Genomic DNA, 25,067 nt, shown 5'->3' with positions numbered 1-25,067 from the left:
ACGGGCCTATGCGGTGTTGCCCTGCGGCCGATGAAACGCCGCGAGTTGTGCGCCCGCGGCGGCGAGTCCGAGACCGGCGGCCACAGCCGCGGCCTTGTTGCCGGTCAGTTTGGAGTCGAGTCCGAGCTTCCGGTCCACGCTGAAACGTCCCGGTCCGAGGGCAGCCAGTGCTATGGCCGCCACCGATAGGTTCGCGACGTACTCCCAGCCCTCGGACGTGATGAAGAAACCGTTCGGCAGGTGCACCGAACGAGCGGCCACGGCCATCGTCCCGACGACGGCGGAGGCCGCCACGGGTGTGCCCGCCCCGGCGAGGATGGCGCTACCGGCGCCGACCTCGACCACGGCTGATGCCTGCGCCTGCAGTTTGGGCTGTTTGAAACCGAGCGAACCGAACCAGCCCGCCGTGCCGTCGAGGCTGCGCCCGTGCTTGACACCATGGGCGATCATCGTTCCGCCTATGGCCGCGCGCAGCAGCAGTTGAACTGCTGTGTTGTCGGTCGACGGTCGGGTGAACGGGCTCTTCATCGTTGTGTACCTCTCAGCGTTGAACGTCATCGGGCATGTCTGGCCATGAGATCAGGTCTCGGAACGGAGTTCCACCCCCGCGGCCCGCTCGAGCACCCGGACCACCTCGGTTTGATCCGCACGAGGTCCGAGCTCAGCAAGGGCCGACGCCCACGCCCGACCGAGCGCCGACCCCACCTCGAGGTCCACCCCGCACTCGCGCGCGAAGTCGAGCGCGATACCGACGTCCTTGTTCATCAGTGACGCCGTGAATCCGGAATCAAATCGCCGACTCAGCACGAAGGCACCGAACTTCGTCTCCGTCGCCTGATTGCGGCCGCTACTCGCATTCAGCACGGCCAGCAGTGTCTCCGGGTCGATCCCGAACTTCGCGCCGGCGACAAGGACTTCGGCCGCCGCGAACAGCCCCGTCGCGGAGAGCAGATTGTTCAACGCCTTTGCGGCATGGGCGCTTCCGGCCGGACCCACGTGAATGATCTCCCGCGCGGTCGTTGACAGGAGTGGTCGCACGGTCTCGATGGAGCCCTTCTCCCCACCGACCATCACCGCCAGATCGGCGGCGACCGCCCGGGACACCCCGCCGCTGACCGGGGCATCGAGAAGCGCCACCCCCGACTCTGACGCTGTCTCGGCGAGTGCTCGAGTGCGTGAGGGGACGCTCGAACTCATGTCGACGATGATCGATCCCGGCGCGAGAGAACGGAGCAACCCTTTCGCACCGAGGACGACGTCCTCGACAACATCACTGGTCGGCAACGAGAGCACGACGATGTCGCAGTCGCCCGGCTCCCCCGTGATCGCCGTCGAATGCTCGCCGACAAAGCGTTGGGTCGCAACGGGATCGGCATCTGCGATGACAAGGGGCTGGCCGGCGGCCGCGAAGTTCGCGGCGATCGGCGAGCCCATCGCGCCGAGGCCGACCATCGCCACTCGACGCCCCGGGAGCGGCGGGCGGTCGGTCATCATCCCTCCGCGGTCTTGCTTGTTCTCCACGGGATCACCTGGATCGCTTCATGACCCGATCGGCAGCCGCCCAATGCTCCTCGGCCACCCAGAGTTCGGCGAACTCGTGCACCGCCTCGTCAGCCGTCGCACCATTGATCACCTTCTTGATCCCGGCCGCCGGGGCCGAGGCGAGTGACTCGGCGACCGCACGCCAGTCATGGTCGAAGGTGTCGCGCGGGAAGACCTCGTCGATCAAGCCGCACCCCCGCGCGTCGGTCGCCGACAGCAACTGCCCGCTCCCCGCGAGAAGCAGTGCCCGCGGTCGGCCCACGAGCGCGGCCAGCCGCTCGGCGCCACCCCACGCGGGCATGATGGCCAGCGTCGACTGGTTGAAGCCGATCTTGATGTCATCGGCGGCGAGTCGGATGTCGGCAGCCGTGGCGAACTCCGCACCGCCACCGAGGGCGTGACCGTTGAGCGCCGCGATGACCGGCGCCGGGAAGTCGACGAGACGTTGACAGATCGTGCGCATACGCCAGGCCATCGCGCGGGCATCGTCGAGCGTCCGCAGCTTCGCGAGCTCCTTCAGATCACCCCCGGACACGAACACGCGGTCGCCCCCACCGGTGATAGCGAGCGCCCGGGCGCCGGCCGCCGCATCGATGGCCTCGTCGAGCTCGTCCATCGTCGACGGCGCGATGGCGTTGCGCGCCTCCGGGCGGTCGATCGTGATCACGGCCAGCCCATCGACCGTCTCCAACTTCACCATGAAAATCGCTCGCTCTCCACTAGTGAGATTGCTATTCTCGTTTCAAGAGAACAATATCATCATCCAATCCGGGGTCGACGTCGATGCATCGGAGCGCCGCCCCGGTCAGACCCATGGGGGATTCATGACCAGGCAGGTACCGGTCGAACTGGCCGAGAAGTACATCGCCAACGGCTGGTGGACCACCGACACGGTCGGCGACCTCCTCTCACAGGGACTGCGGGAGTCGCCCGACACCGCATTCCGCATCCACTCGTCTGTGCGCCCGTGGGCAGGCACATTCGCCGAGGTGGAACACGTCGCCCGGCGTCTCGCCGCCGGTTTGCGTGCCCGCGGAGTCGGACCGGGAGACGTCGTCGCCTTCCAGTTGCCGAACTGGATGGAGGCCGCCGCCACGTTCTGGGCGCCGGCCTTCCTTGGTGCAGCGGTCGTGCCGATCGTGCACTTCTACGGCCGCAAGGAGGTCTCCTACATCCTCGAGGAGGTCTCGCCGACGGTGTTCATCACCGCGGAGCGCTTCGGACGACTCGAGTACGACCTCTCGGTCTGCGCCGACGTCCCCATCGTCGGCGTCATCGACCGCGACTTCGACGAGCTGCTCGCCGACGAACCGATGCCCGACACCCTGCCCGTGGACCCGGCCGCACCTGCACTGGTCGCATTCACCTCCGGCACCACGAGAAACCCGAAAGGCGTTCTGCACAATCACTATTCACTGGTCCATGAGACACGCCAGCTCGCCCAGTGGTATCCGCCCGATCGAGGTCATCAACTCACCGCGGCACCCGTCGGTCATTTCATCGGCATGATCAATGCATTCCTGATCCCGGTGCTCGACGGCACCGACATCAACCTCACCGACGTCTGGGATCCCGGACAGGCCCTCGACCTCATGCTGTCGGCGGATCTGACCGTCGGGGGCGGCGCCACCTACTACATGACCAGCCTCCTCGAGCACCCCGACTTCACGCCCGAACATCTTCCGTCGATGAAATACGCCGGCCTCGGTGGCTCGTCGGTCCCGAGCGCGGTGACCACACGGCTCGCCGCCCTCGGAATCACCGTCTTCCGCTCGTACGGAAGCACCGAACATCCGTCGATCACCGGATCGCTGTATGACGCACCCGAGGACAAGCGACTGCACACCGATGGCCGTCCGCTGCCCGGAGTCGAGGTCAAGCTGGCCGATGACGGCGAAATCCTCAGTCGCGGACCAGATCTCTGCATCGGCTACACCGATTCCGACCTCACCAACCGGATGTTCGACGACGCCGGCTGGTACCACACCGGCGACATCGGGGTGATCGACGAGGACGGCTATCTCAAGATCACGGATCGCAAGTCCGACATCATCATCCGCGGCGGCGAGAACATCAGCGCGCTGGAGGTCGAGGAGGTTCTCCTCGGCATGGACGAGGTGGCCGATGCGGTCGTCGTCGCAGTGCCCGACGACCGCCTCGGCGAGCGCGCCGCCGCCGTCGTACGCATCACCGCCGGACACACCGCACCGACGCTGGATGACCTCCGCCGACACTTCGCCGACGTGGGGCTGGCGAAGCAGAAGTGGCCGGAGAAGATCCATGTGGTCGACGACTTCCCGCGGACCGCTAGTGGCAAGATCCAGAAGTTTCGCATCCGCGAGGACATTGCTAGTAACCGGTGAAGAGAATAGTATTCTCACAAGTAGCAAAGGAGAGTTTCATATGTCACCAAGCCAGCTGCCTTACCCGCTGTTCGACGCGGACAACCATCTGTACGAGACGAAGGAGGCGCTCACCAAGTTCCTGCCCGACAAGTACAAGAAGGCCATCCAGTACGTCGAGGTGGAGGGCCGCACCAAGATCGCCATCCAGGGTCAGATCAGCGAGTACATCCCCAACCCGACGTTCGACGTCGTCGCCCGCCCGGGCGCCATGGAGGACTACTTCAAGAACGGCAACCCCGAGGGCAAGAGCAAGCGCGAGATCTTCGGCAAGCCGATCAAGTCGCCGCCCGCGTTCCGTGAGCCGGCTCCGCGTCTGGAGTTGATGGACGAGCTCAAGATCGACCGGACCCTGATGTTCCCGACGCTCGCCAGCCTGGTCGAGGAGCGGATGCGACACGATCCCGAGCTCATCCACGCCGTGGTCCACTCGCTCAACCAATGGCTGTACGAGAACTGGTCGTTCAACTACAAGGAGCGGATCTTCACCGTTCCGGTCATCAGCCTGCCGATCGTGGACAAGGCGATCGAGGAACTCGAGTGGTGTGTCGAGCGCGGCGCCAAGGCGATCCTGGTGCGTCCGGCACCGGTCCCCGGTTTCAAGGGACCGCGCTCTTTTGCCCTGCCGGAATTCGACCCGTTCTGGAAGCGTGTCGTGGAACTCGACGTGCTCGTCACGCAGCACTCCTCCGACAGTGGTTATGCCCGCTACAACCAGGATTGGGACGGCACCGGCACCGAGATGCTGCCGTTCGTGACCAACGCGTTCCGGATGGTCAGTGAGTGGCGGCCGATCCAGGACGCGGTGGCCTCGTGGGTGTGCCACGGTGCCCTCTTCCGCTTCCCGGAGCTGCGGATCGCCGTGATCGAGAACGGCGCCAGCTGGCTACCGCACGTCCTACAGACCCTGACCGACGTCTACAAGAAGGCGCCGGAGGGGTTCGGCATGCAGGACCCGGTGGCCGCGATCAAGAAGAGCATCCACGTCAGTCCTTTCTGGGAAGAGGACTTCAGCAAGCTCACCGCACTCATCGGTGCCGAGCGGGTGCTGTTCGGTTCGGACTATCCGCATCCCGAAGGGCTGGCCGAGCCCACCACCTACATCAGCCACATCGAGCATCTGCCGCTCGAGGACCAGAAGCTCGTGATGGGCGGCAACTTGGCGCGGCTGCTCAAGGTATGAGCTGGCAGACCATCCCCGAGATGGTCCTCTCGTCCGACGACCGCTTCGGTGATGCCGAAGCGGTCGTCGACGGCTCTGTGCGCTTGACCTTTCGCGAGGCAGTCCAGCGCATCCGCTGTGCAGCAGGCGCATTCGCTGACATCGGGATCGACAAGGGCGATCGTGTCGCGATCTGGGCACCGAACTCAGCCGAATGGATCATCGCCGCCTTCGGGCTGTTGACCGCCGGCGCCATACTCGTTCCGGTCAACACACGCTACAAGCACGATGAGGCCGCGGACATCCTCATCCGCAGCGGCGCCAGGGCCGTGTTGGTCCAGAAGGACTTTCTGGGGCTCGACTTCGACGCGCCCGCAGGAATCCGCGTCATCGACATCAAGAGCGATTTCCTCTCGAGCGGAACACCTTTCGAGTCAAAGGTGTCCGGCTCGGACATCGCCGACATCATGTACACCTCGGGCACCACAGGGCGCCCGAAAGGTGTCATGATGAATCACCAGCAGGTTCTACGCCTCTTCGCCGAATGGTGCGACCTCGCCGACCTGCGTCAAGGCGACCGCTACCTGATCGTCAACCCGTTCTTCCACATGTTCGGGTACAAGGCCGGTGTCATCGCATCCTTCCTACGCGGTGCGACGATCTACCCCATGGCCACCCTCGATGTGGAGGGCGTGCTCGAGATGGTCGAGACCGAGAAGATCACCATGCTGCCGGGGCCACCGACCCTGTACCAATCGCTGCTGTCCGCGACCGACGGATCACGGGACCTCTCGTCGTTGCGTGCGGCGGTCACCGGGTCTGCCGACATCCCCGTCGATCTCATCCGTCGCATCAAGCGCGACCTCCCCTTCGAGACCATCATGACGGGCTACGGACTCACGGAAGCCGGCACGGTGACCGCGTCCCGACCCGGCGACACCTTTGAACAGATCGCGACGACCGTCGGAAAGCCGTGCGACGACATCGAGATCCGCATCGCCGATGACGGCGAGGTACTCATCCGTGGGTACAACGTCATGCAGGGGTATCTCGACGACCCGGAGGCGACCGCCGCCGTCATGGACACGGATGGCTGGCTACGGACCGGCGATCTCGGCGAGATGACCGACGGCGGCCGACTCCGCATCGTCGGGCGCAAGAAGGACATGTTCATCGTCGGCGGCTTCAATGCCTATCCCGCGGAGATCGAGAGCTACCTGCTCGAGCACCCCGCGGTCGAGCAGGTAGCGGTGATCGGGGTGCCGGACGAGCGTCTCGGACAGGTCGGGAAGGCATTCGTCGTTGCGCGATCGGTGATCTCGGAGGACGAGTTGATCTCGTGGAGCCGAACACGGATGGCCGGGTTCAAGGCCCCGAGGTCGATCGCCTTCCTCGATCACCTCCCGACGAACGCCACCGGCAAGGTGATGAAGGATCTTCTGCGCTGACCCCATCCACCCCACCCGCCGATCGAGTAGCCAGCGAACACCACCCGCTGATCGAGTAGCCGGCGAGCGGCAGCGAGTCGGCGTATCGAGATCACCTACCCCCACCCGCCGATCGAGTAGCCAGCGCATCCCACCCGCTGATCGAGGAGCCAGCGAGCGGCAGCGAGTCGGCGTATCGAGATCGCCCGCCCACCAACGCAACCCGCTCACCAACCACGCGCTTCCCAGCGGCTCGACCTCAGCACAGCACGGTGCCGCGGCAGCGATGTCCTACTGGACTCCCTTGCCGCCCAAGGCATTTACCGAGACCGCCCGGTTGACGCTTATCACTACTCCGAACTCAGAGAGATCGCTTGTCGCGGACACGCGCTCACCGCCGCTCGAACCGAGTCGTGCGTCCGCTCCGGTGGACGCTCTTCCCACACCGCGACATCATCGTCGCCGACTTCGAACACATCGGGTGCGAGCAGCGCGCACAGGCCATGACCCTCACACAATCCCCTGTCCACGTCAACGCGCAGTTCATCCTCGGTCACAACGGTCTCCTCCGGATCTTCATGGACACTCGTATCGGGCGTGCTCATAGAGCAGCCGCCGACGCCGTCTACTTCAGCAAGCTGCCGGCGTCCACGGCCAGGGGGAGTCCCGTGACGAATCGGGACTCATCGGATGCGAGGAACAACACCGCGTTACTGATGTCGCGAGGTTCCACCCAGCCGGTCGGCAGCACATGCATCATTTGTGCGACAACCTTGAGATCCTCCGGCCCCGGAGCCTCGAGGTCCGGACGGAACATCTGCATGGTCCCCTCGTTCATGAACATCGGCGTATTTACATTCGTGGGGAGGACCGAGTTGACTCGAATCGACTGGGCTCCAAGCTCGACCGCGAAGCTGCGCATCAGTCCGATGACACCGTGCTTGGCTGCGATGTAGTGGCCGGTATTCGGATAGGCTTTCATCCCACCAACCGAGCTGGTCAGGACAATCGATCCGCCGCCAGCTGAAAGAAGATGGGGAACACCCGCTTTCACGGTCTTCCAGACACCCGAGAGATTGACGTCGATCATATCCTGCCAGTCGGTCTCGCTGGTCTTGTCGAGCGTCTCACCCCCGTTTCCGATCCCGGCATTGGCCACGATGACATCGAGATGGCCGAGCTGCTCAACACCGTTGTCGAGCGCCGCCTTCACAGCGTCGTAGTTGCGGACGTCTACCTCGGATGCGATGATCCGCCGATTCTGCTGCTTGACCAACTCCACCGTCTCAGCGAGGTCCTCGGGAGTCGACGGGGCGATCGAGGTGTCATTCGTGACCGCACCACAGATGTCCACCGCAATGATGTCGGCTCCCTCTTCCGCCAGCCGCACCGCGTGGCTTCGCCCCTGCCCACGCGCAGCGCCGGTCACAAACGCGACCTTACCCTCCATACGACCAGCCATTGATCTACCAACTTTCTAAATTCGTGATTTGATTGAGTTGCGCCCCAGCCGGGTTCGCACCGCGTCGGCACAGATACCGAACGCCTGTTCAGAAGTGTTACACGGGTCACATCCGGTGTCAACAGCCGAGTGCCCTGAAACCCATTGGCAATAAACTGTTTTCATAAACCACGATCGCCTCGCAATCCAGGCTTAGCCCGGATACACCAGCACACGATTCGAACTCGTTACTACAGCACGCGTTAAAGACCCTGTGCCGCAACTACCTCCAGGGCCTGCAGGGTTTCAGGTGACGGCTGAACCGACAGCAGCGCAACAAGACTGTCGAGCAATTGACTCACATGCACCGCGTAGCTGGGCACTGGCTCGCCGAGCGCCTTCGTACGATGCCGGTCGACGCATGCGTGCACGCACATCGCACTGGCCTGTTTGATCCGGATCTCGCGTAGCTCGTCGGGCACACCATCCAGCAGCGCTCCGACGCGGTCGTAGTACGCCTGCTCGGTCTGCCGGTTTGCAGCGGGCAACTGATGCAACGGATGCAGGCTATTTCCGAGCTGTTCGATGAACTGCAGGTAGTAGCAGTTTTCATCCTCGCCGAGCTCGATAAGCGGCAGATGATGCGCCTCGACAACAGCGCGCAGGTCCTCCAGGTTGGCTCGCGCGAACAGCAGAGCCCGCCGGCGGTCAAGGTCATCGACCCGGTTTGCCAGAACCGCCGTGACCAACGCCTCCTTGGAACCGAAGTGGTATTGAACAGCCGACTTGTTCGACGTACCCGCCTCAACTGATATCTGCCGCAACGGAACTCCGTCGAGTCCATGGCGCGCGTAGAGCCGCTCCGCGGTCACTATCAGTCGCTCCTTGGCGGATCGGCCATCTGTCGGCATAAATCAATCAAACCATAGACAAATTAGGTCTGTCGACTTAATATTCAGACACCTGAACTGAGAGGTGGATCACATGACCCGCGGTTCCCTAGACTCCTGCGACGTCCAGAGCACCAACACCCCAGCAGTCCTAACACCGTTTGAACAGGCACGACACGACTGGCTTGACGGCCAGGTCTGGACCCGGCCTGGATTGGGGCGGCGTGAACGTCGCTGGGTGACGCTGACATGCGTGGGTGCCGCAGACGCCCCACGACCGATAGAAGATCAGGTCGACCAGGCGCTGCGCAGCGGCGACATGACCATCGACGAGATGCTCGAGTTCGTTCTCCACTTCGCTGTATACAACGGTTGGCCAAAGGCTTCGCACATGGAGGGAGTGATCCGGCGCGCCTGGGCGGCGATCGATCGCGAGGCCGGCGGAACCGGACAACTACGCAAACCCGAGAACTCGAGCCTCGGGATCACCGACTGGGATGCCCGAATCGCTGATGGTGCAAAAGAATTCGCCTCAGTTAATCTGATCGATGCACCCGGAGCGGATACGCCCTACATCCATGCCGGAATCCTCAACTTCGTATTCGGCCACGTCTGGCAACGACCGGAGCTCAGTCGCCGCGACCGTCGATTCATCACTGTCGCATCTGTCGCCGTCTGCGACGCGCTGACACCCCTGCATTCACACACCGGCTCGGCCCTGGAGTCCGGTGACATCACCAAGTCTGAGATGGACGAGGTCGTCCTGCAACTCGCCGCGTATTCGGGGTTCGCCAAAGCCGAAGCCCTGCACGGTGCCAGCGAAGACGCCTGGGCGCGCATCCATCCCTGAGCGAACTACCTGATCGTCTCATCACATCGCCACGGCCCTCGGCCGCCTGTACGAAAGAGGACAACACCATGTCAGGACTGGACGGACGCGTTGCGTTCATCACGGGAGCAGCACGCGGCCAGGGGCGCGCGCACGCCGTACGCCTCGCACAAGAAGGCGCGGACATCATCGCTGTGGATATCTGCGAGAACATCCCCTCGATGACCTATCCGAACTCTTCGGCCGACGATCTCGACGAGACCGCTCGCCTGGTCGAGAAGGAGGGACGTCGGATCGTAACGCGAATGGCAGACGTCCGCGACTTCGATGCGCTGTCGGCCGCGTTCCAGGAGGGTTACCGCGAGTTCGGCCGAGTCGACATCATCATCGCCAACGCCGGCATCATCAAGATGGGACCCGAGGATCCGGAGAACTTCCTCGCGGAATGGAACGATGTCATCGACACCAACCTCACCGGCGTCTTCTACACCATTCGAGCGGCCTTACCGGCGTTGCGCGAGGGCGGCCGCGGTGGGTCAATCGTCATCACAAGCTCCTCGGCCGGCATCAAGGCATCCGCCTCCATCAACGCGAGCGGGAACGCCTACGCCTCCGCCAAGCGAGGTGTGGTCGCGCTGATGCAAGGACTTGCCAATTACTTGGCACCGGAATGGATTCGAGTCAATACGATCCACCCGACGGGCGTGGCCAGCGGGATGACGCTCAACGACGCGATGCAGCAACTGATGGCGCAGGCAGCCGCCGGTGGAGCGAACACCATCTCCGGAATGCAGAATGCACTGCCGATTCAGATGCTCGAACCCGAAGATGTCGCCGGCGCAGTCGCATATCTGGTATCCGACGAGGCAAAGTTCATCACCGGGACACAGTGGGCGCTCGACGCGGGATTCACTGTCCGATGACGCTCGGTACGGCTCCCCAGAACAGAGGGCAATCATGAGTGTCGCACTCGAGCAACGTGACTCCGACGTGCTGCCCACCGGCCTACTGATCGGTGGCGAAAGTGTCAGTGCGACATCGGCAGGCACCCACGACCACATCTACCCGGCCACCGGTAAGCCCAACGCCACCATCGCCCTCGCCGGGCAGGATGAAGTCGATCGCGCTGTCGCGTCCGGGCGGGAGGCGCAACGCGAATGGATGTCGATGCCGATCGGACGGCGCCGCGATGTCTTGTTCGATCTGGCCGACGCGGTGCACGACAACATCGACACACTTGGCCGACTGAGCATCCATGATTTCGCGGTGCCCCTGCGTACCGCTCCGGGGCACGCCATGCTCGCGGAGAGCTTCATCCGGTACTACGCGGGCCACGTCGACAAAGCGCACGGCGCAGCATCGCAGGTCTCCGCCAAGTTCGACCTCAACCTCATCGAGCGTGAGCCCTACGGCGTGGTCGGCGTCATCGCACCGTGGAACGGGCCCATGGTGGTCGTCGGCCTGAGTGTTGCACCAGCGCTCGCCGCGGGAAACGCGGTGATACTCAAGCCATCCGAGCTGTCGCCCTTCAGCGCATTGCGGTTCGGCGAGATCTGCCTCGAGGCAGGATTACCGCGCGGATTGGTCAACGTATTGCCGTCGGATCCTGATGGTGGACGCGCGCTGGTTACACATCCGGGGATCAGCAAGATTCACTTCACCGGCGGCGGCACCACCGCACGCGAAGTATTGATCGCCGCTGCGGCCAACCTCACGCCTGTCGCCACCGAACTCGGCGGGAAGTCGGCAAACATCATCTTCGCTGATGCCGACCTCGACCAGGCGGCGATTCTCGCGGCGTGGCAGGGCCCCCTCGGACAATCGGGACAAAGCTGTGCGTGTGGCAGCCGCATCCTGGTGCACAACGATGTCCACGACGAGTTCATGCAACGCTTCCTGGCGGTGTTGGATTCTGCACCGATCGGGGATCCGTTCGATCCCGACGTCATGGTGGGCCCAGTCGTCAGCGAGCCGGCAATGCGTCGCATCCTGGGTGTCATCGATGGCGCGGTTCGCGACGGGGACGGCACTCTCGTCACCGGTGGTCGTCGCATCGGCGGAGAGCTGCGCGATGGCTACTACATTGAACCCACGGTCTTTTCCGATGTCGACAACCGGTCATCTCTCGCGGGCACCGAAACCTTCGGACCGGTGGTGTCCGTCATGCGGTTCCGCGATGATGACGAAGCGATCTCGATCGCCAACGACACCGACTACGGCCTCAATGCCTATGTCCAGACGGCAGATCTCAGTCGGGCACACGCCATGTCACGCGCGCTGCAATCGGGATCCGTCTGGATCAACAGAAACAGCGACATCTCTCCGCAAGGCCCGTACGGCGGTTTCAAAAAGAGCGGGACCGCACGGTCCGGCGGTATCGAGGGCCTGCACGAGTTCCAGCAGGTGAAGAACACTCGCATCGGCCTCTAACGGTCGAGTCCACGCGGGTATTGGTAATCAGCGCTATTCACAAACTCAGCCCTGCTCAGCATTCTGAAAGGTCCAGCAAACGATGACAAATCCCGCCACCGTCGACTATTTTTCGGACAGCGACGTGTCACAGAACCCGTACGACTACTGGGACCGCTTGCGTAGTCAGGGGCCGGTGACCCGCGAGCCCTACCAGAACGTCATTGCCGTGACGGGCTATCAGGAGGCGAGCGAGGCGTTCAAGGACACCGACTCCTTCTCCGCCGTCAACGCCATCGGTGGTCCGTTCCCACCGTTGCCCTTTGAACCCGTGGGCGATGACATCACCGACCAGATTGAAGCGCATCGCCACGAGTTCCCGATTTTCGAGCACATGGTCACGATGGACCCACCCGACCATCAGAAGGCCCGATCCCTGCTGCTTCGGCTGCTGACTCCGCGGCGGCTCCAGGAGAATGAGCAATTCGTCTGGGATCTTGCCGACCGTCAGATCGACGAGTTCATCGAGAACCACCGGTGCGAGTTCCTCGGCGAGTACGGCAAGCCCTTCGCGACCCTCGCCATCGCCGACCTCCTGGGAGTGCCCGAGAGCGACCGAGACGAGGTCCGCCGCAATCTGGGGGCGGGCAACGCACCCGGAAGCAGGGTAGGGGCACTTGATCACGAACCTGTCGGTAGCAACCCTCTGCAGTACCTCGACGATCTCTTCGCCGGGTACGTCAATGCTCGGCGTGAGGAGCCCCGCGACGACGTCCTCGGCGGTCTGGCCACGGCCACCTACCCGGACGGATCGATCCCCCCGGTCATTGAGGTTGTGCACCCGGCGACCTTCTTGTTCGCCGCAGGTCAGGAGACGGTCACCAAGCTCCTGAGTTCGGCCCTGCTGGTTCTCTGTGAACGTCCAGACCTGCAGGAGCAATTGCGTGCCGACCGAAGTCTGATCGTCCCTTTCATCGAGGAATCGCTCCGGATGGAAAGCCCCACAAAGGTCGATTTTCGGCTGGCGCGGAAGTCGACAACACTCGGCGACGTCGACATCCCTGCAGGCAGCGTGATCATGCTCTGCTTGGGTGCTGCCAATCGTGACCCACGAAAGTTCGACAATCCCAACGAGTTCCGACTCGATCGGAAGAACGTGCGCGAACACATCACGTTCGGTCGCGGTATCCACACCTGTGCCGGCGCCCCACTCGCCCGTGTCGAGGGACGGGTGACGATCAATCGGCTCCTCGACCGCATGACCGATATCAGGATCGACGGGACGGCGCACGGCCCGGCCGGGCAACGCAACTTCACCTATGAGCCCACGTTCCTGTTGCGCGGCCTGACCGAATTGCACATCGAGTTCGACGAGAAGGACTGACCATGACGAACATCGTGGACAACATTCTGGATGAGCTCCGCGGCCGTCCCGGTGACGGCGATGTCATCACGATCATCAACCCCGTCACCGAGGAGCCGATCGCCGAGTTCATAGACGGCGGCGCAAAAGCAGTGGACGAAGCGGTTGCACGCGCCCGCGCTTCGTATGAATCCGCGGTCTGGCATGGGCTGCCCGGAAACGAGCGAGCCAAGATCATGTGGCGGATCGCCGATCTGATGGAGCAGCACGCCGGTGACCTCGCCGCGCTCGACTCACTGAACACCGGGATGAACTTCGAACAGGCCAAATCGATCATGGGTACGAGTGCTGAGGTCTTCCGGTACTACGGAGGCTGGTGCACCAAGCTGAACGGCATCGCGCACGACGTTCAGATGACCGGTGGTATCACCGGCGCATACTCGAACATGCACGCGTACACCCTCAAAGAGCCTTACGGGGTCGTGGGTCTCATCTTCCCGTGGAACGGACCTGTCTTCAATGCCGCGGCCAAGCTTGCACCGGCACTCGCCGCCGGCTGCAACTCGGTCGTCAAACCCGCTGAAGAGACTCCCCTTTCGGCGATGCTCCTGGAGCGCATCCTAGCCGAGGCCGGTGTGCCCGATGGCGTCGTGAACCTTGTCACCGGATACGGCCACACTGCCGGTAAAGCACTGACCGAGCACCCCGACGTCGACAAGATCGCGTTCACCGGTTCGACCGAGGTCGGCAAGCAGATCGTCGCGGCATCGTCCGGCAACCTCAAGCGCGTGACGCTGGAACTGGGTGGGAAGTCCCCAGTTCTCATCTACGATGACGCCGATCTGGAGAAGGCCGTCATGATGGCGGCGATGGGCATCTTCATCCACTCCGGGCAGGGCTGCATCTGCGGATCACGGATCTTTGTCCAACGGGGAGTGTACGACCAGGTGGCCGAAGGCTTGTCGATGGTGGCCAACGGGGTCAAACTCGGAGGCCCCGAGGAAGATGACACGCTCATCGGTCCGCTGATCAGTGAAAAGCAACTGAATCGGGTGATGGGATTCATCGACGGCGGTAAGGGCGATGGCGTCGAAGTGGTGACCGGAGGCCATCGCCTCGACCGCCGCGGCTATTTCGTTCACCCCACCGTCGTCACCGACGTGGCACCCGCGATGCCGCTCTACCAACAGGAAATCTTCGGACCCGTCGTAGCCGTCATGCCTTTCGACGATGACGAGCAGGTCGTCGAACTGGCCAACGACTCCGACTACGGGTTGGCCGCGACAGCATGGACCACTGACGTCGGGCGGGCGCATCGATTGGCAAAGCGCCTGCAGGCCGGGACCGTCACCGTCAATTGTCAGATGGTGTTCGACCCATCCATGCCGTTTGGCGGCTACAAGCAATCCGGATGGGGCCATGAATGGGGCCGAGATGGCGTCGAGAGCTACCTCCAGACAAAGACTGTTTACACCCAACTCTGAGGATCCGGAGGCGATATGAGCATCCTGAGCGAAGAATTCGCGCGTCCCGATGCGCTGCTCTCCAGCAAGGGCACCCGCGTAGCCCGTTCCATGCGACGTCATCCTCTGCGATATCGGATGGCGGTCATCGCGACCGACCAGTTGGAGGCCGTTGTGTACTCCGGTGGTTGGCTTTTCGACCAGTCGATGGCCGGGTGGGACGTCAGCGTCCACGTGCTCGAGGACGGACCGACCTTGCCGCTGTCGATACTGGGGGCAAGCGTGATCAGCGCACGTTCGTCGCGCGATGATCCGTCCGATCACCTACGACCACCCCGCTCGTGGGTGCTATCGGCCAACCTATTCCGCACCGATCAACGGATTCGGGCTACGGTCACGGCGGCCATGGGCCGCAACCAGGCAGATATTCGACTCTGGGGCCACGGATTCACCGACGACCTCGAGCATCAGACGGTGCCGGCACGACATCACCTCAGTAATGCCGCGCGCGCATTCAAACGTCGCGCTCTCGAGGCCGCCGGCATGCCAGGTGACCTGGCACAGTCAGTGGAGGAGTTGTGTCGTGTCGGCCCTGCTTCGATCGACCTCGATACGCCGCCGCGATCGACCATCACTCACCCCACCCGCTGATCGAGTAGCCCGCGAGCGACAGCGAGTCGGCGTATCGAGATCACCCACCCCTCCGAACAAGTCATCGACTCTCGACCTGTCCACTGCCGGCGGATGCCACATCGAGAACAGCGCGCGCAGCAACCACGCCGCCGTCGACGAGTAGATCGGTACCCGTGATGAAAGCGGCGTCCGGGCCGAGCAGGAAGGCGGCCGCCGCAGCGATATCGCCCGCCGTCCCCGCTCGCCGGCACGGTGAGGCCTCGAGCATGGATCGCATCGACGCACCGGAGTCACCGGCGAGCTCGTCCCGACCCTGGCGCGTGGAGATGATGCCGGGACTGATGGAGTTGATGCGAGCGCCTCGGCGTCCCCAGTGGACGGCCGCCGCCGCCATGCGCAGTTGGTTGGCGCGCTTGGCGATGGCATAGGCATGAGCCGCCGACGGGAATGTCCCGACATCGAGAAATGAGAGTGACAGCAGATCATCTGCGGGCGTGAGGCGAAGTGCCCGCTCCATGTCTGCGGTGAGTCCCGGCGCAGCGAACGTACCTGCCATACTTGCGATCACGACACCGGACCCACCTGGCGCGATGACCTCACCGAACTCGTCGACGCTGAAGGCCACACCGGCGAGGTCGACGCCCAGAATCGCGGCGGTGCCCGACTTTGCCGCGGACACGCCCGCCGTGTGGATCACCTGCATGATCGGACCGAGCTCGGCCGCCGCGCGGGCGAGCTCGGTGACTGAATCATGCGACGACACATCGACCGTCATCGGTGTGACGTCATAGCCATCTTCGGCCAACGCGTCCTGGGTTCGGGCCAACAGCTCCGGGTCATGATCTGCGAGAACAATCTTCGCGCCCGAACCGACGCGGCGGGTGATCGCCTGGCCCATACCGCCGACACCCACTGTCACCACCACATTGCCGGTCATCTGGACTCCTTCGATCATGCGAACTGGGCCGTCCACGCGGGGACGTTGGCTGACAAGAACCGGTACCGATACGCTTACGGGCCACGCAGGATTGTGACGGCCGCAACCGATGTCGGTCCCCCGACGTTGTGCGCCAATCCGATTCGCGCGCCGTCGACCTGGTTGGCCGCTGTGCCGCGCAGTTGCTCGAACAGCTCGACGCACTGGCCGACGCCGGTTGCGCCGGGCGGGTGACCTTTTGACTTGAGCCCGCCGCTGGTGTTCACCGGGATCGAACCCCCGATCGTCGTCTCGCCGGCCTCGAGCAACTTGTACCCCTCGAACCTGTTGGCGAATCCCAGATCCTCATAGCTGATGAGCTCGATCCCGGTGAAGAAGTCGTGTACCTCGGCGACATCGACATCGGCCGGCGATATGCCGGCCATCGCGAACGCGCGTTGCGCGGCCCGGACCGACGCCGGAAAAGTTGTGAGGTCGGCCTTGTGCTGGTGCATCATCGAGTCCAGCCCGAGACCCACCCCGGCGACCCATACCGGCCGACTGGTGTACCGGTCGGCGACGTGCTCGGACGTCAGGATCAGCGCGGCGGCACCATCGCTGAGTGGCGCGCAGTCGAACACGCTGAACGGTTCGACCACCGTCGGCGCCGACAGCGCCTGCTTGGCGGTGATCTCGAATTGCAGCCTGGCCTTCGGGTTGGTGGCGCCGTAGCGATGGTTCTTGACCGCGATCATGGCCAGATGCTCACGAGTGGCCGGGGATTCGTGAAGATAGCGGTTCACGTGGAGCGCGACACCTGCCGGGGCCACCAACCCCAACGGATACTCCCACGTCATGTCCCGGGAGATGGCCTCCCACTCCCACACGACGTTCTTCGACGCCGTTTCGCGCAACTTGTCGGCGCCGACGACCAACGCCACATCCACGGCGCCCGAGGCGATCGCGTAGACCGCATTGCGGACGGCGTCATTGCCGGTGGCGCACGAGTTCTCCACGCGTGTGACCGGGATTCCGTCGATGCCGAGCGAGTCGGCCACGATACCCGATGCGAAGCCGTCGGTCGGACCGACCGCCCCGAACCAGGCGGCCTCGATGTCGTGCTTGTCGATCCCCTTGTCCACCGATGCCGCGCAGTCGGCGAATGCCATCGGCACCAGATCCCGCACGCCCAGCGCGAAATGCTCCGCGAACGGCGTCATTCCCGCACCGACGACGGCAACCCTCCTCATGCCGCCACCCCTTCCGGTTCGAAGGCGTATCCGTAGTCGGGTACTCCCGACCGCAGCGCCAGCCGCCGGAGAACGAGGCGACCACGGTCGCCGATCCCCACCAATCCGACGTGTGGTCCAGCCACCTTGACCAGGGCACGTACACCCACCTCGTCCAGTTCGACCAGTACGAGAGAGTACGGCGACGGCAGCCCGGGTACCGGGACGTGGACGGTGGCCTCGGAGTACACCACCCCCACGCGCGGCAACGGCACGAGTTCGTAGTCGGTGTGCAACGCACCGTCGGTGTCCACGTGATAGCGCGGTGGGAAGTCGAGGACGTCACTTCCGGCGAACTTGCCTGCCTCCCAACGCACCTTGGCCTCGAAAGCCCGCTCGTAGGCGGCCAGAGAGATCCGGAGCTCGTCGTCGGACGCAACCGGCTCCTCCGACTTCGGCCGGGCCGACGGTTCCCGCCGGTACACCATCGCAGCACCGGCAGCGACCGCGGTCCCGGATAGGCTTCCCTGCTCCACGGCCACGAGGGTCCCGGTCAATTCCCGGTCAGCCATGACGGCCAGCGCGAACAGGGCCGCACTCGCACCGGTTGTCGGGAGGGCCGCGTCCACCTCGGCGAGCCGAGTCGCCTCCTTACGGTCGACGCCGGCCACGATCGTCGGTTTCTCAAGCCACGATGCGGCCAGCGATGCCACCAGCCCGCGGTCGTGCAGCAGCCGCGGGTCCCCGTAGTCGTGGACGGCACCCGCGATGTTGCGGGTGCGCACCGGAAGACTGCGTGAGATCCGCGCATTGGTTCGCACGCCGAGACCTCGCTCGGCGGTCAACACCGCTGCGGCCCCGGCAGGTTCGAGGTCGACGCCGATGATCAACGTGCGCGACCGTGCCGAGCTCAGGGCGTCCAGAGCTGCGGGTGCGCCGCCGACTCGCTCGGTGACCTCGAGTTCTGGGTCGAGGTCCAGACCGGCCAGTAGCACCGCCGCGTTGCTGCTCTCCCACAACGGAAGGTCACGACTCACCAACACCACCGACTCGGCCACGCCGCCTCCGCTCAGCGCCGCTCGGCCGGCCTCCACCGCGAGCGTGATGGCATCCTCGTCCTCGCCGGTGACGCGACGGTCGGCGGCGCCCCAGCACGGGAGATATGTTCCGATCGAGGTGATGTTCGGCATCGCACTTTCCCTTCCTGTCCGCCTTCGGCGGTTGTCGTGGGGCGGAGCGGTCACCCACCCCTGAGGAGGTCCGGAGCGCTAGCGGAGGACCGTCACCTCCCGATCCCTGAGGAGGTCCGGAGCGCTAGCGGAGGACCGTCACCTCCCGATCCCTGAGGAGGTCCGGAGCGCAGGACCGTCACCTCCCGATCCCTGAGGAGGTCCGGAGCGCTAGCGGAGGACCGTCACCTCCCGATCCCTGAGGAGGTCCGGAGCGCAGGACCGTCACCTCCCGATCCCTGAGGAGGTCCGGAGCGCTAGCGGAGGACCGTCACGAAGGGCGGCCCTTCGTGACGCTTCGCTCGTTCCTCGCGAGGCTCCTCAGGGACCGGGTAAGTAGCTGACCACCGTCGCCTCCCGATCGAAACCCGGAGTTGTAGCGGACCACTGTCGCCTCCCGATCGTCACCCGGAGTGGTAGCGGAAGACCGCCACCTCCACCTCCTCACGGATCGCGGAAGTTCGTCACGTCACCGCGCCCGCAGTCTTCAGCTCAATGATGCGGTCCCAGTCCATCCCGAGTTCCTGCAGGATCTCGTCGGTGTGTTCGGCGAACCCCGGAGCCGCGCCGACTGCTGCGGACTCCACATCGAACTGCACCGGGTTGCCGACCAATTCGAGGTCGCCGGCCTGGACGATGTAGTCGTTGGCACGGATCTGCGGATCGTCGCCGACCTGACGCGAATCCTGCACCGGCGCCCAGGGCCCGGCGAGGGTGGCGAACCGCTCGGTCCACTCGGCGAGAGTGCGCTCGGCGATGATCTCGCGGAGGACCGCGACGGCCTCAGCGGTGTTCTCCGCCAACAGTTCCCCGCTGGAGAATCGCGGATCCTCGGCGAGTTCAGGCCGCTCCACGTGCTTGCACACATCCGGCCAGAACTTGCCGGCCTGCAGCATGACGAACGAGATGTAGCGGTCGTCGGCGGTCTTGTACAGGCCCGACAGGGGATTGGTCGGCGAACCATGGCCGCCCTGCTGTGGCGCCTCCATCGGCTTGTCGAGGTGCAGCGACAACGCAACCGTGTGGCCCATCGACCACAGACCGCTACCCAACAGCGACACGTCGACCACCGAGGACTCCCCCGTGCGTTCCCGCTTCAGCAATGCTGCGGCGATACCACCGGCCAGGTTGGTGCCCGAGATCGTGTCGCCGAACGCGGGTCCCGGTGGGCTGATGAGACCTTCGGTGTCCGGCGGGGTGAGGGTGGCCGCGATACCACCGCGGGACCAGAAGGCCGTCATGTCGTAGCCGCCTTTGTCGGACTCCGCGCCACGCGGACCCAGGGCACTCCCCCGCGCGTAGATGATCGATGGATTCACCGCACGGATGTCGTCGACATCGATCCCGAACCGCGCCCGCGGTCCGGGCAGGAAGCTGGTGAGGAAGACGTCGGCCTTGCGCACCAACTCGTAGAGAACCTCGCGACCTTCGGGTCGCGACATGTCCAGCCCGATGCTGCGTTTGCCCCTGTTGGCGTGTTCCACATTGGGATTCAGATCGCCTTCGATGCGGAACTGGCCGGTCTGACGCAGGCCACGCTGCGGGTCACCGGTCACCGCGTGTTCGACCTTGATGACCTCGGCGCCCCACTCACGCAGCACGGCGCCGGCCGACGGGACGAACCCGTACATCGCAACCTCGAGGATCGTCATACCCTCCAACGGCTTCACGACTCCACCGCCTCGGCGAACGCCTTGATCTCGGTGAACTCGTGCAGGCCGGCCATCCCCATCTCACGACCGATCCCGGATTCCTTGTAGCCACCGAACGGCACGTCTGCGCTGAAGTAATTGCCGCCGTTGATGCTGAACGTGCCGGTCCGGATGGCACGACCCACGGCGATTCCACGATCGCGGTCGGCGGTCAGGACACCCCCGGAGAGCCCGTACTTCGAGTTGTTGGCGATCTCGATGGCATGCTCGTCGCCATCGTGTGGGATCAGCGCCAGAACCGGACCGAAGACCTCCTCTTGGGCGATCTCGCTGTCGGGGTCGACGTCGGCGAGCAGCGTTGCCGCATAGAAGAACCCGGGATCGATCCGCTCTCCACCGCGCACCAGCCGGGCACCCGCCTCGATGGCACGCTGCACCATGCCGTCGACCTTGTCGCGCTGCTTCTCGCTGATGAGGGGACCCATGTAGGTCTTGTCATCGGATGGGTCGCCGACCGTCACGTGCTCGAGCATTCCGCCGATCATCTGCGCGAGTTGGTCGTGCTTGTCCCGGGGCACGATCACCCGCGTGGTCAACGCGCAACCCTGACCCGCATGGGTACAGATCGTGAATGCCGCGAACTGCGCGGCCTTCATCAGATCCGCGTCGTCGAGCACGATCAGTGCCGACTTCCCTCCGAGTTCGAGGAACACCCGCTTGAGTGATCCCGCGGCGTCGGCCATGATCTGCTTACCGACGGGCGTGGACCCGGTGAACGTGACGACATCGACGTCGGGATGGGCGACCATCGCTTGCCCGACCTCGACCTGCGAGGACGCGAGCACGTTGACGACTCCAGCCGGAATGTCGGTGTGCTCGGCGATGATCTCGCCGAGCGCCAGGGTGACCAACGGTGTGTCGGGTGCTCCCTTCAACACCACCGTGCAACCCGCGGCCAGAGCCGGCGCGATCTTCGCCAGCGCCAGTTGATTCGGGTAGTTGTAGGCGACGATCGCCGCGACCACGCCGGCCGGTTCCCGTTCGGTCCAGCGTCGATGCTGCTGGCCGCGGATCTCGATCGAACCGAGTTCCTCGGTGGGCGAGTAGTTCTCGAGCAGGTCGGCGTAGTAGCGAACGATTCCGATCGGGACCTCGAGCTGATTGCCCTTGGTCAACATCCTGGTGGCGCCGACCTCGGCAATCGTCAGCTCACGAAGTTCCTCGACATTGTCGAGGAGCGCCTTGTGCAACTGGTCGAGGCACCGTGCTCGGAGTTCGACGTCGGTGGCCCAGCCGGACTTCTCGAATGCCGTGCGGGCCGCGGCGATCGCCGCGTTCGCCTCATCCACACCGGCATCGGGTGCCGAGCCCAGCACCGCCCCGGTCGCCGGGTTGATCGACTCGAAGGTTGCTGCCGAATCGCGAAGGTGTCCGTCGATCAGCAGTCGCTTCCCACTCACGCCGGAAGCACCGATCCCATCGACCGCAGCCGACGTGCCGCTCGTCATCGTGTCCTGGGCCACCACATGCCCTCCAGTCCTTGTTGGAAATGTCATTCTCGTATATGACTAACGTCACATTCGCATAGAATCGCCGAGTACGCAAGGTTGCGAGCCGCCGCCCCACTCCAGTGGCAGCGGAGCGCAAATCCCGCTTCCGCAGCCAGGTATTACACCGCAACCCTTGCCGATTACTGGTTTACGAGAGTACCGTTCTCACACATGGAAGGGAGATTCTTGTGATCGAAACCTCAGCCCTCACCCCCGCGATGGGTGTCAAGGTCACCGGCGTCGACGATCTGCGTGATCCCGCGGTTATCGGCCATTGCCTCGAAGCCCTGAAATGGCGCGGGGTCCTGCTGATCCGCGGACTGCACCTCGACGACGACGCCCAGGTGGCGTTCAGCAAGCAACTCGGCCCGGTGCTTGCCCCCGCCGGCAAGGAGGTGTTCGTCGTTTCGCTCGACCCGGCCAAGTCCCGGTCGGCCGACTATCTGCGGGGAACGTTCAACTGGCACATCGACGACACCACCAATGACATTCCGGCGAAGGCCACCATGCTCACCGCGCGGCACGTCGCGATGGTCGGTGGCGGCACCGAGTTCGCGAGCACCTATGCAGCCTACGAGAACCTTCCCGAGCAGGACCGCAAGCGCTACGAGGGGTTGCGTGTGGTCCACAGTTTCGAGGCCTCACAACGTCTCGTGAATCCCGACCCGACAGAGGAGCAGGTGGCGGGATGGCGTCAACTGCCGACTCACGAGACCTCGCTGGTATGGCAGCGTCGTGACGGCCGCAGGTCACTGGTGATCGGCGCGACCGCCGACCACATCGTCGGTATGCGCGCGGAGGAAAGCCGCGAACTCCTCGACGAACTCCTCGCGTGGTCGACCCAGGAACGATTCAGCTATGTCCACGAGTGGGAGAAGGACGACGTCGTCATCTGGGACAACACCGGGATGCTGCACCGGGCTCTGCCTTACGACCCGAAGTCCGAACGACTGATGCACCGCACGACGATCGCCGGAGACGAGGCGTGGATGTGAAGAACGCGATCGTCACCGGCGGAGCCTCCGGCATCGGTCTCGCCGTCGCCGAGCGCCTGCGCAGTCAGGGCTACCACGTCGGCACCATCGACCTGACGTCCAACTCCGACGATCCCCTCGCCCAGCCGGCCGATGTGACCGACCCGGAGCAGGTGGGGTCAGCATTCTCGGCGATTCGAGAAGCCCTGGGTCCCATCACCATTCTGGTCAACGCCGCCGGCATCGACGGATTCCAGAAGTTCACCAGGCTCAGCTTCGACGAATGGCGCAAGGTCATCGACGTCAACCTCAACGGAGTCTTCCACACGATCCAGGCCGCCCTGCCGGACATGCTCGACGCGCAGTGGGGCCGCATCGTCAACATCTCATCGTCTAGCGCTCATTCTGGGCAGCCCTATATGGCGCACTACGTGTCGGCCAAGTCCGCGGTCAACGGACTGACCAAGTCGCTGGCGCTCGAGCTCGGCCCCGAAGGCATCACCGTGAACGCGGTGCCCCCTGGGTTCGTCGACACCCCGATGTTGCGGAACGCCGAGGGACTCAAGCGACTCGGAGGCACCGTCGACGAACACATCCAACGCACCCCGGTCCGTCGGGTCGGCCGCCCCGAGGACATCGCCGCCGCCTGCGCCTTCCTCATCTCCGAGGACGCGGGCTACATCACCGGACAGATCCTGGGCGTCAACGGCGGACGCAACACCTGACCACCACACCCGCTGTACCGCAAGTAATCACATCCATCATTCAGAGCACGTTCGCAAGAAGGAGGACGCCGACATGGGGCGCGTAGAGGGAAAAGTGGCTTTCGTGACCGGAGCGGCACGTGGACAGGGCCGTAGCCACGCGGTCCGGCTCGCCGAAGAAGGTGCCGACATCATCGCTGTCGACATCTGCAAGGACCTCGACACCATCGGCTACCCGATGGCCACACCCGAAGACCTCGAGGAGACCGCACGGCTCGTCGAGAAGCACGGACGTCGGATCATCACCGCCCAAGCCGACGTGCGCGAGGCGTCGCAGATGCGCAGCGCACTCGAGCGCGGCATCAACGAGTTCGGCAAACTCGACATCGTGGTCGCCCAGGCCGGTGTCGCCGGGATGAAAGGTGAACCACAGACCCAGGCCTGGTGCGAGGTCGTCGACACCAACCTGATCGGCACCATGAATGCGGTCAATGCCGCGCTGCCGCATCTCGGCGAGGGCGCCTCGATCATCGCCACCGGCTCGACCGCCGCACTGATGGACATCGCCAAGGTCGACGTCCCCGGCAAGGATCTCGGCGGCGTTGCCTATGTCTTCTCCAAACGCGCTCTGTCCCAGTTCATCCACGAGCTGGCCACGCATCTCGCACCGCGCGGCATCCGCGCCAACGTGATCCATCCGACCAACTGCAACACCGACATGTTGCAAAGTGAGCCGATGTACCGCTCCTTCCGGCCCGATCTGGAGAAGCCGACGAAGGAAGATGCGACTCCCGCGTTCTACGTGCAACAGGCCATGCCCACCCCGTGGGTCGAGCCGGGTGATATCAGTAACACCGTGCTGTTCCTCGCGTCCGACGAAGCCCGCTATGTCACCGGCATGCAGATGCGCGTGGACGCCGGCGGCTACCTCAAGTGGTACGACTGGCACATCTGACCGACAAACGAAACCGCAATCGACTGCCCAGCAACATCTTTCACACAATCCAAGGAGGACGATCGTGAAGGTTCACATCGATCCCGACCGCTGCCAGGGACACACCCTGTGCGCGATGATCGCGCCCGAGATCTTCGAGCTCAGCGACATCGACGGCCATGCCACACCGGTCTCCGAGGACGTGCCGGAGGGATTCGAGGACAAAGTCCGCGAGGCCATTCGCTCTTGCCCGGAACAGGCGATCTCGGTGTCCGAGCGCGTCAATTCGGCCGCCGAGTGATCGAACGACATCAGGAG

The 25,067-nt window shown here is 64.2% G+C and carries 24 protein-coding genes; 13 read left to right on the top strand and 11 right to left on the bottom strand.

The features are described from left to right. Window positions 1-6: 6 nt before the first annotated feature. From ACVT6V_RS09660 to ACVT6V_RS09650, 3 genes are read right to left on the bottom strand one after another with little or no spacing between them, the layout of a single operon-like run. Window positions 7-528, bottom strand: a complete 522-nt coding sequence (locus tag ACVT6V_RS09660) for a DoxX family protein (RefSeq protein ID WP_489899589.1) — start codon at window positions 526-528, stop codon at window positions 7-9. 51 nt (window positions 529-579) lie between these two features. Continuing rightward, window positions 580-1,521: an NAD(P)-dependent oxidoreductase gene (locus tag ACVT6V_RS09655; protein WP_489899588.1), complete on the bottom strand. Its 942-nt coding sequence runs from the start codon at window positions 1,519-1,521 to the stop codon at window positions 580-582. A gap of 4 nt (window positions 1,522-1,525) precedes the next feature. Further along, window positions 1,526-2,242 (bottom strand): enoyl-CoA hydratase/isomerase family protein, encoded by a 717-nt coding sequence (locus ACVT6V_RS09650; RefSeq protein WP_489899587.1) that lies wholly within the window; start codon window positions 2,240-2,242, stop codon window positions 1,526-1,528. Window positions 2,243-2,366: 124 nt separating this feature from the next. Here ACVT6V_RS09650 and ACVT6V_RS09645 point away from each other — a divergent pair, with 124 nt between their 5' ends. Genes ACVT6V_RS09645 through ACVT6V_RS09635 form a run of 3 tightly spaced genes read left to right on the top strand, consistent with a single transcriptional unit; the run spans window position 2,367 to window position 6,554 of the window. After that, the gene (locus ACVT6V_RS09645; RefSeq protein ID WP_489899586.1) at window positions 2,367-3,905 is read left to right on the top strand and encodes an AMP-binding protein; all 1,539 of its coding nucleotides are present in this window, start codon (window positions 2,367-2,369) and stop codon (window positions 3,903-3,905) included. Window positions 3,906-3,945: 40 nt separating this feature from the next. Then, a complete protein-coding gene (locus ACVT6V_RS09640) occupies window positions 3,946-5,127 on the top strand; it encodes an amidohydrolase family protein (RefSeq protein ID WP_489899585.1) in 1,182 nt (393 codons plus the stop codon). After that, complete coding sequence (locus ACVT6V_RS09635; protein ID WP_489899584.1) at window positions 5,124-6,554, top strand: FadD3 family acyl-CoA ligase; 1,431 nt, start codon at window positions 5,124-5,126, stop codon at window positions 6,552-6,554. The genes ACVT6V_RS09640 and ACVT6V_RS09635 overlap by 4 nt, the downstream gene beginning before the upstream one ends. A 329-nt stretch (window positions 6,555-6,883) precedes the next feature. On the opposite strand, the gene ACVT6V_RS09630 is transcribed toward ACVT6V_RS09635, so the two are convergent. The 3 genes from ACVT6V_RS09630 to ACVT6V_RS09620 form a co-directional block, all read right to left on the bottom strand. Next, complete coding sequence (locus ACVT6V_RS09630) at window positions 6,884-7,138, bottom strand: ferredoxin (RefSeq protein WP_489899583.1); 255 nt, start codon at window positions 7,136-7,138, stop codon at window positions 6,884-6,886. Window positions 7,139-7,158: 20 nt separating this feature from the next. After that, a complete protein-coding gene (locus tag ACVT6V_RS09625) occupies window positions 7,159-7,995 on the bottom strand; it encodes a mycofactocin-coupled SDR family oxidoreductase (protein ID WP_489899582.1) in 837 nt (278 codons plus the stop codon). Between the two features lie 242 nt (window positions 7,996-8,237). Further along, window positions 8,238-8,846 carry a TetR/AcrR family transcriptional regulator gene (locus tag ACVT6V_RS09620; RefSeq protein ID WP_489899581.1) on the bottom strand — a complete coding sequence of 203 codons (609 nt, stop codon included), beginning with the start codon at window positions 8,844-8,846 and terminating at the stop codon, window positions 8,238-8,240. A gap of 271 nt (window positions 8,847-9,117) precedes the next feature. Here ACVT6V_RS09620 and ACVT6V_RS09615 point away from each other — a divergent pair, with 271 nt between their 5' ends. The 6 genes from ACVT6V_RS09615 (at window position 9,118) to ACVT6V_RS09590 (ending at window position 15,579) form a co-directional block, all read left to right on the top strand. After that, window positions 9,118-9,714, top strand: a complete 597-nt coding sequence (locus tag ACVT6V_RS09615) for a carboxymuconolactone decarboxylase family protein (protein WP_489899580.1) — start codon at window positions 9,118-9,120, stop codon at window positions 9,712-9,714. 68 nt (window positions 9,715-9,782) lie between these two features. Further along, a complete protein-coding gene (locus ACVT6V_RS09610; RefSeq protein ID WP_489899579.1) occupies window positions 9,783-10,616 on the top strand; it encodes a mycofactocin-coupled SDR family oxidoreductase in 834 nt (277 codons plus the stop codon). Window positions 10,617-10,650: 34 nt separating this feature from the next. Further along, window positions 10,651-12,123: an aldehyde dehydrogenase family protein gene (locus ACVT6V_RS09605; RefSeq protein ID WP_489899578.1), complete on the top strand. Its 1,473-nt coding sequence runs from the start codon at window positions 10,651-10,653 to the stop codon at window positions 12,121-12,123. 82 nt (window positions 12,124-12,205) lie between these two features. After that, entirely contained in the window at window positions 12,206-13,486 is a 1,281-nt protein-coding gene (locus ACVT6V_RS09600) for a cytochrome P450 (protein WP_489899577.1), read from the top strand. Window positions 13,487-13,488: 2 nt separating this feature from the next. Next, window positions 13,489-14,949 carry an aldehyde dehydrogenase family protein gene (locus ACVT6V_RS09595; protein WP_489899576.1) on the top strand — a complete coding sequence of 487 codons (1,461 nt, stop codon included), beginning with the start codon at window positions 13,489-13,491 and terminating at the stop codon, window positions 14,947-14,949. 15 nt (window positions 14,950-14,964) lie between these two features. Then, window positions 14,965-15,579, top strand: coding sequence for a hypothetical protein (locus tag ACVT6V_RS09590; protein WP_489899575.1), 615 nt, complete (start codon window positions 14,965-14,967; stop codon window positions 15,577-15,579). 61 nt (window positions 15,580-15,640) lie between these two features. On the opposite strand, the gene ACVT6V_RS09585 is transcribed toward ACVT6V_RS09590, so the two are convergent. The 5 genes from ACVT6V_RS09585 to ACVT6V_RS09565 all read right to left on the bottom strand — a co-directional run bounded on the left by ACVT6V_RS09585 (window position 15,641) and on the right by ACVT6V_RS09565 (window position 22,143). After that, a complete protein-coding gene (locus tag ACVT6V_RS09585; RefSeq protein WP_489899574.1) occupies window positions 15,641-16,498 on the bottom strand; it encodes an SDR family oxidoreductase in 858 nt (285 codons plus the stop codon). A gap of 74 nt (window positions 16,499-16,572) precedes the next feature. Then, a complete protein-coding gene (locus ACVT6V_RS09580) occupies window positions 16,573-17,727 on the bottom strand; it encodes a thiolase C-terminal domain-containing protein (protein ID WP_489899573.1) in 1,155 nt (384 codons plus the stop codon). Then, a complete protein-coding gene (locus ACVT6V_RS09575) occupies window positions 17,724-18,896 on the bottom strand; it encodes a Zn-ribbon domain-containing OB-fold protein (protein ID WP_489899572.1) in 1,173 nt (390 codons plus the stop codon). The genes ACVT6V_RS09580 and ACVT6V_RS09575 overlap by 4 nt, the downstream gene beginning before the upstream one ends. A 503-nt stretch (window positions 18,897-19,399) precedes the next feature. Then, complete coding sequence (locus ACVT6V_RS09570) at window positions 19,400-20,605, bottom strand: CaiB/BaiF CoA transferase family protein (protein WP_489899571.1); 1,206 nt, start codon at window positions 20,603-20,605, stop codon at window positions 19,400-19,402. Further along, on the bottom strand, window positions 20,602-22,143 hold the full coding sequence (locus ACVT6V_RS09565; RefSeq protein ID WP_489899570.1) for an aldehyde dehydrogenase family protein: 1,542 nt from the start codon (window positions 22,141-22,143) through the stop codon (window positions 20,602-20,604). The genes ACVT6V_RS09570 and ACVT6V_RS09565 overlap by 4 nt, the downstream gene beginning before the upstream one ends. Window positions 22,144-22,325: 182 nt before the next feature. Between ACVT6V_RS09565 and ACVT6V_RS09560 the strand changes: the two genes are divergently transcribed. From ACVT6V_RS09560 to ACVT6V_RS09545, 4 genes are all read left to right on the top strand, one after another. Beyond that, window positions 22,326-23,132, top strand: coding sequence for a TauD/TfdA dioxygenase family protein (locus ACVT6V_RS09560; RefSeq protein ID WP_489899569.1), 807 nt, complete (start codon window positions 22,326-22,328; stop codon window positions 23,130-23,132). Then, window positions 23,129-23,836 carry an SDR family NAD(P)-dependent oxidoreductase gene (locus tag ACVT6V_RS09555; RefSeq protein ID WP_489900765.1) on the top strand — a complete coding sequence of 236 codons (708 nt, stop codon included), beginning with the start codon at window positions 23,129-23,131 and terminating at the stop codon, window positions 23,834-23,836. Before ACVT6V_RS09560 ends, ACVT6V_RS09555 begins: the two co-directional genes overlap by 4 nt. A 73-nt stretch (window positions 23,837-23,909) precedes the next feature. After that, a complete protein-coding gene (locus ACVT6V_RS09550) occupies window positions 23,910-24,770 on the top strand; it encodes a mycofactocin-coupled SDR family oxidoreductase (protein WP_489899568.1) in 861 nt (286 codons plus the stop codon). A 64-nt stretch (window positions 24,771-24,834) separates the two neighbouring features. Beyond that, a complete protein-coding gene (locus ACVT6V_RS09545) occupies window positions 24,835-25,050 on the top strand; it encodes a ferredoxin (RefSeq protein ID WP_489899567.1) in 216 nt (71 codons plus the stop codon). Window positions 25,051-25,067: the final 17 nt, after the last annotated feature.

The sequence above is a fragment of the Gordonia sp. LMA167 genome (genome assembly GCF_058130025.1).
The sequence above is the reverse complement of the archived record's forward strand: the minus strand, read 5'-3'. Positions and strand labels throughout refer to the sequence as shown.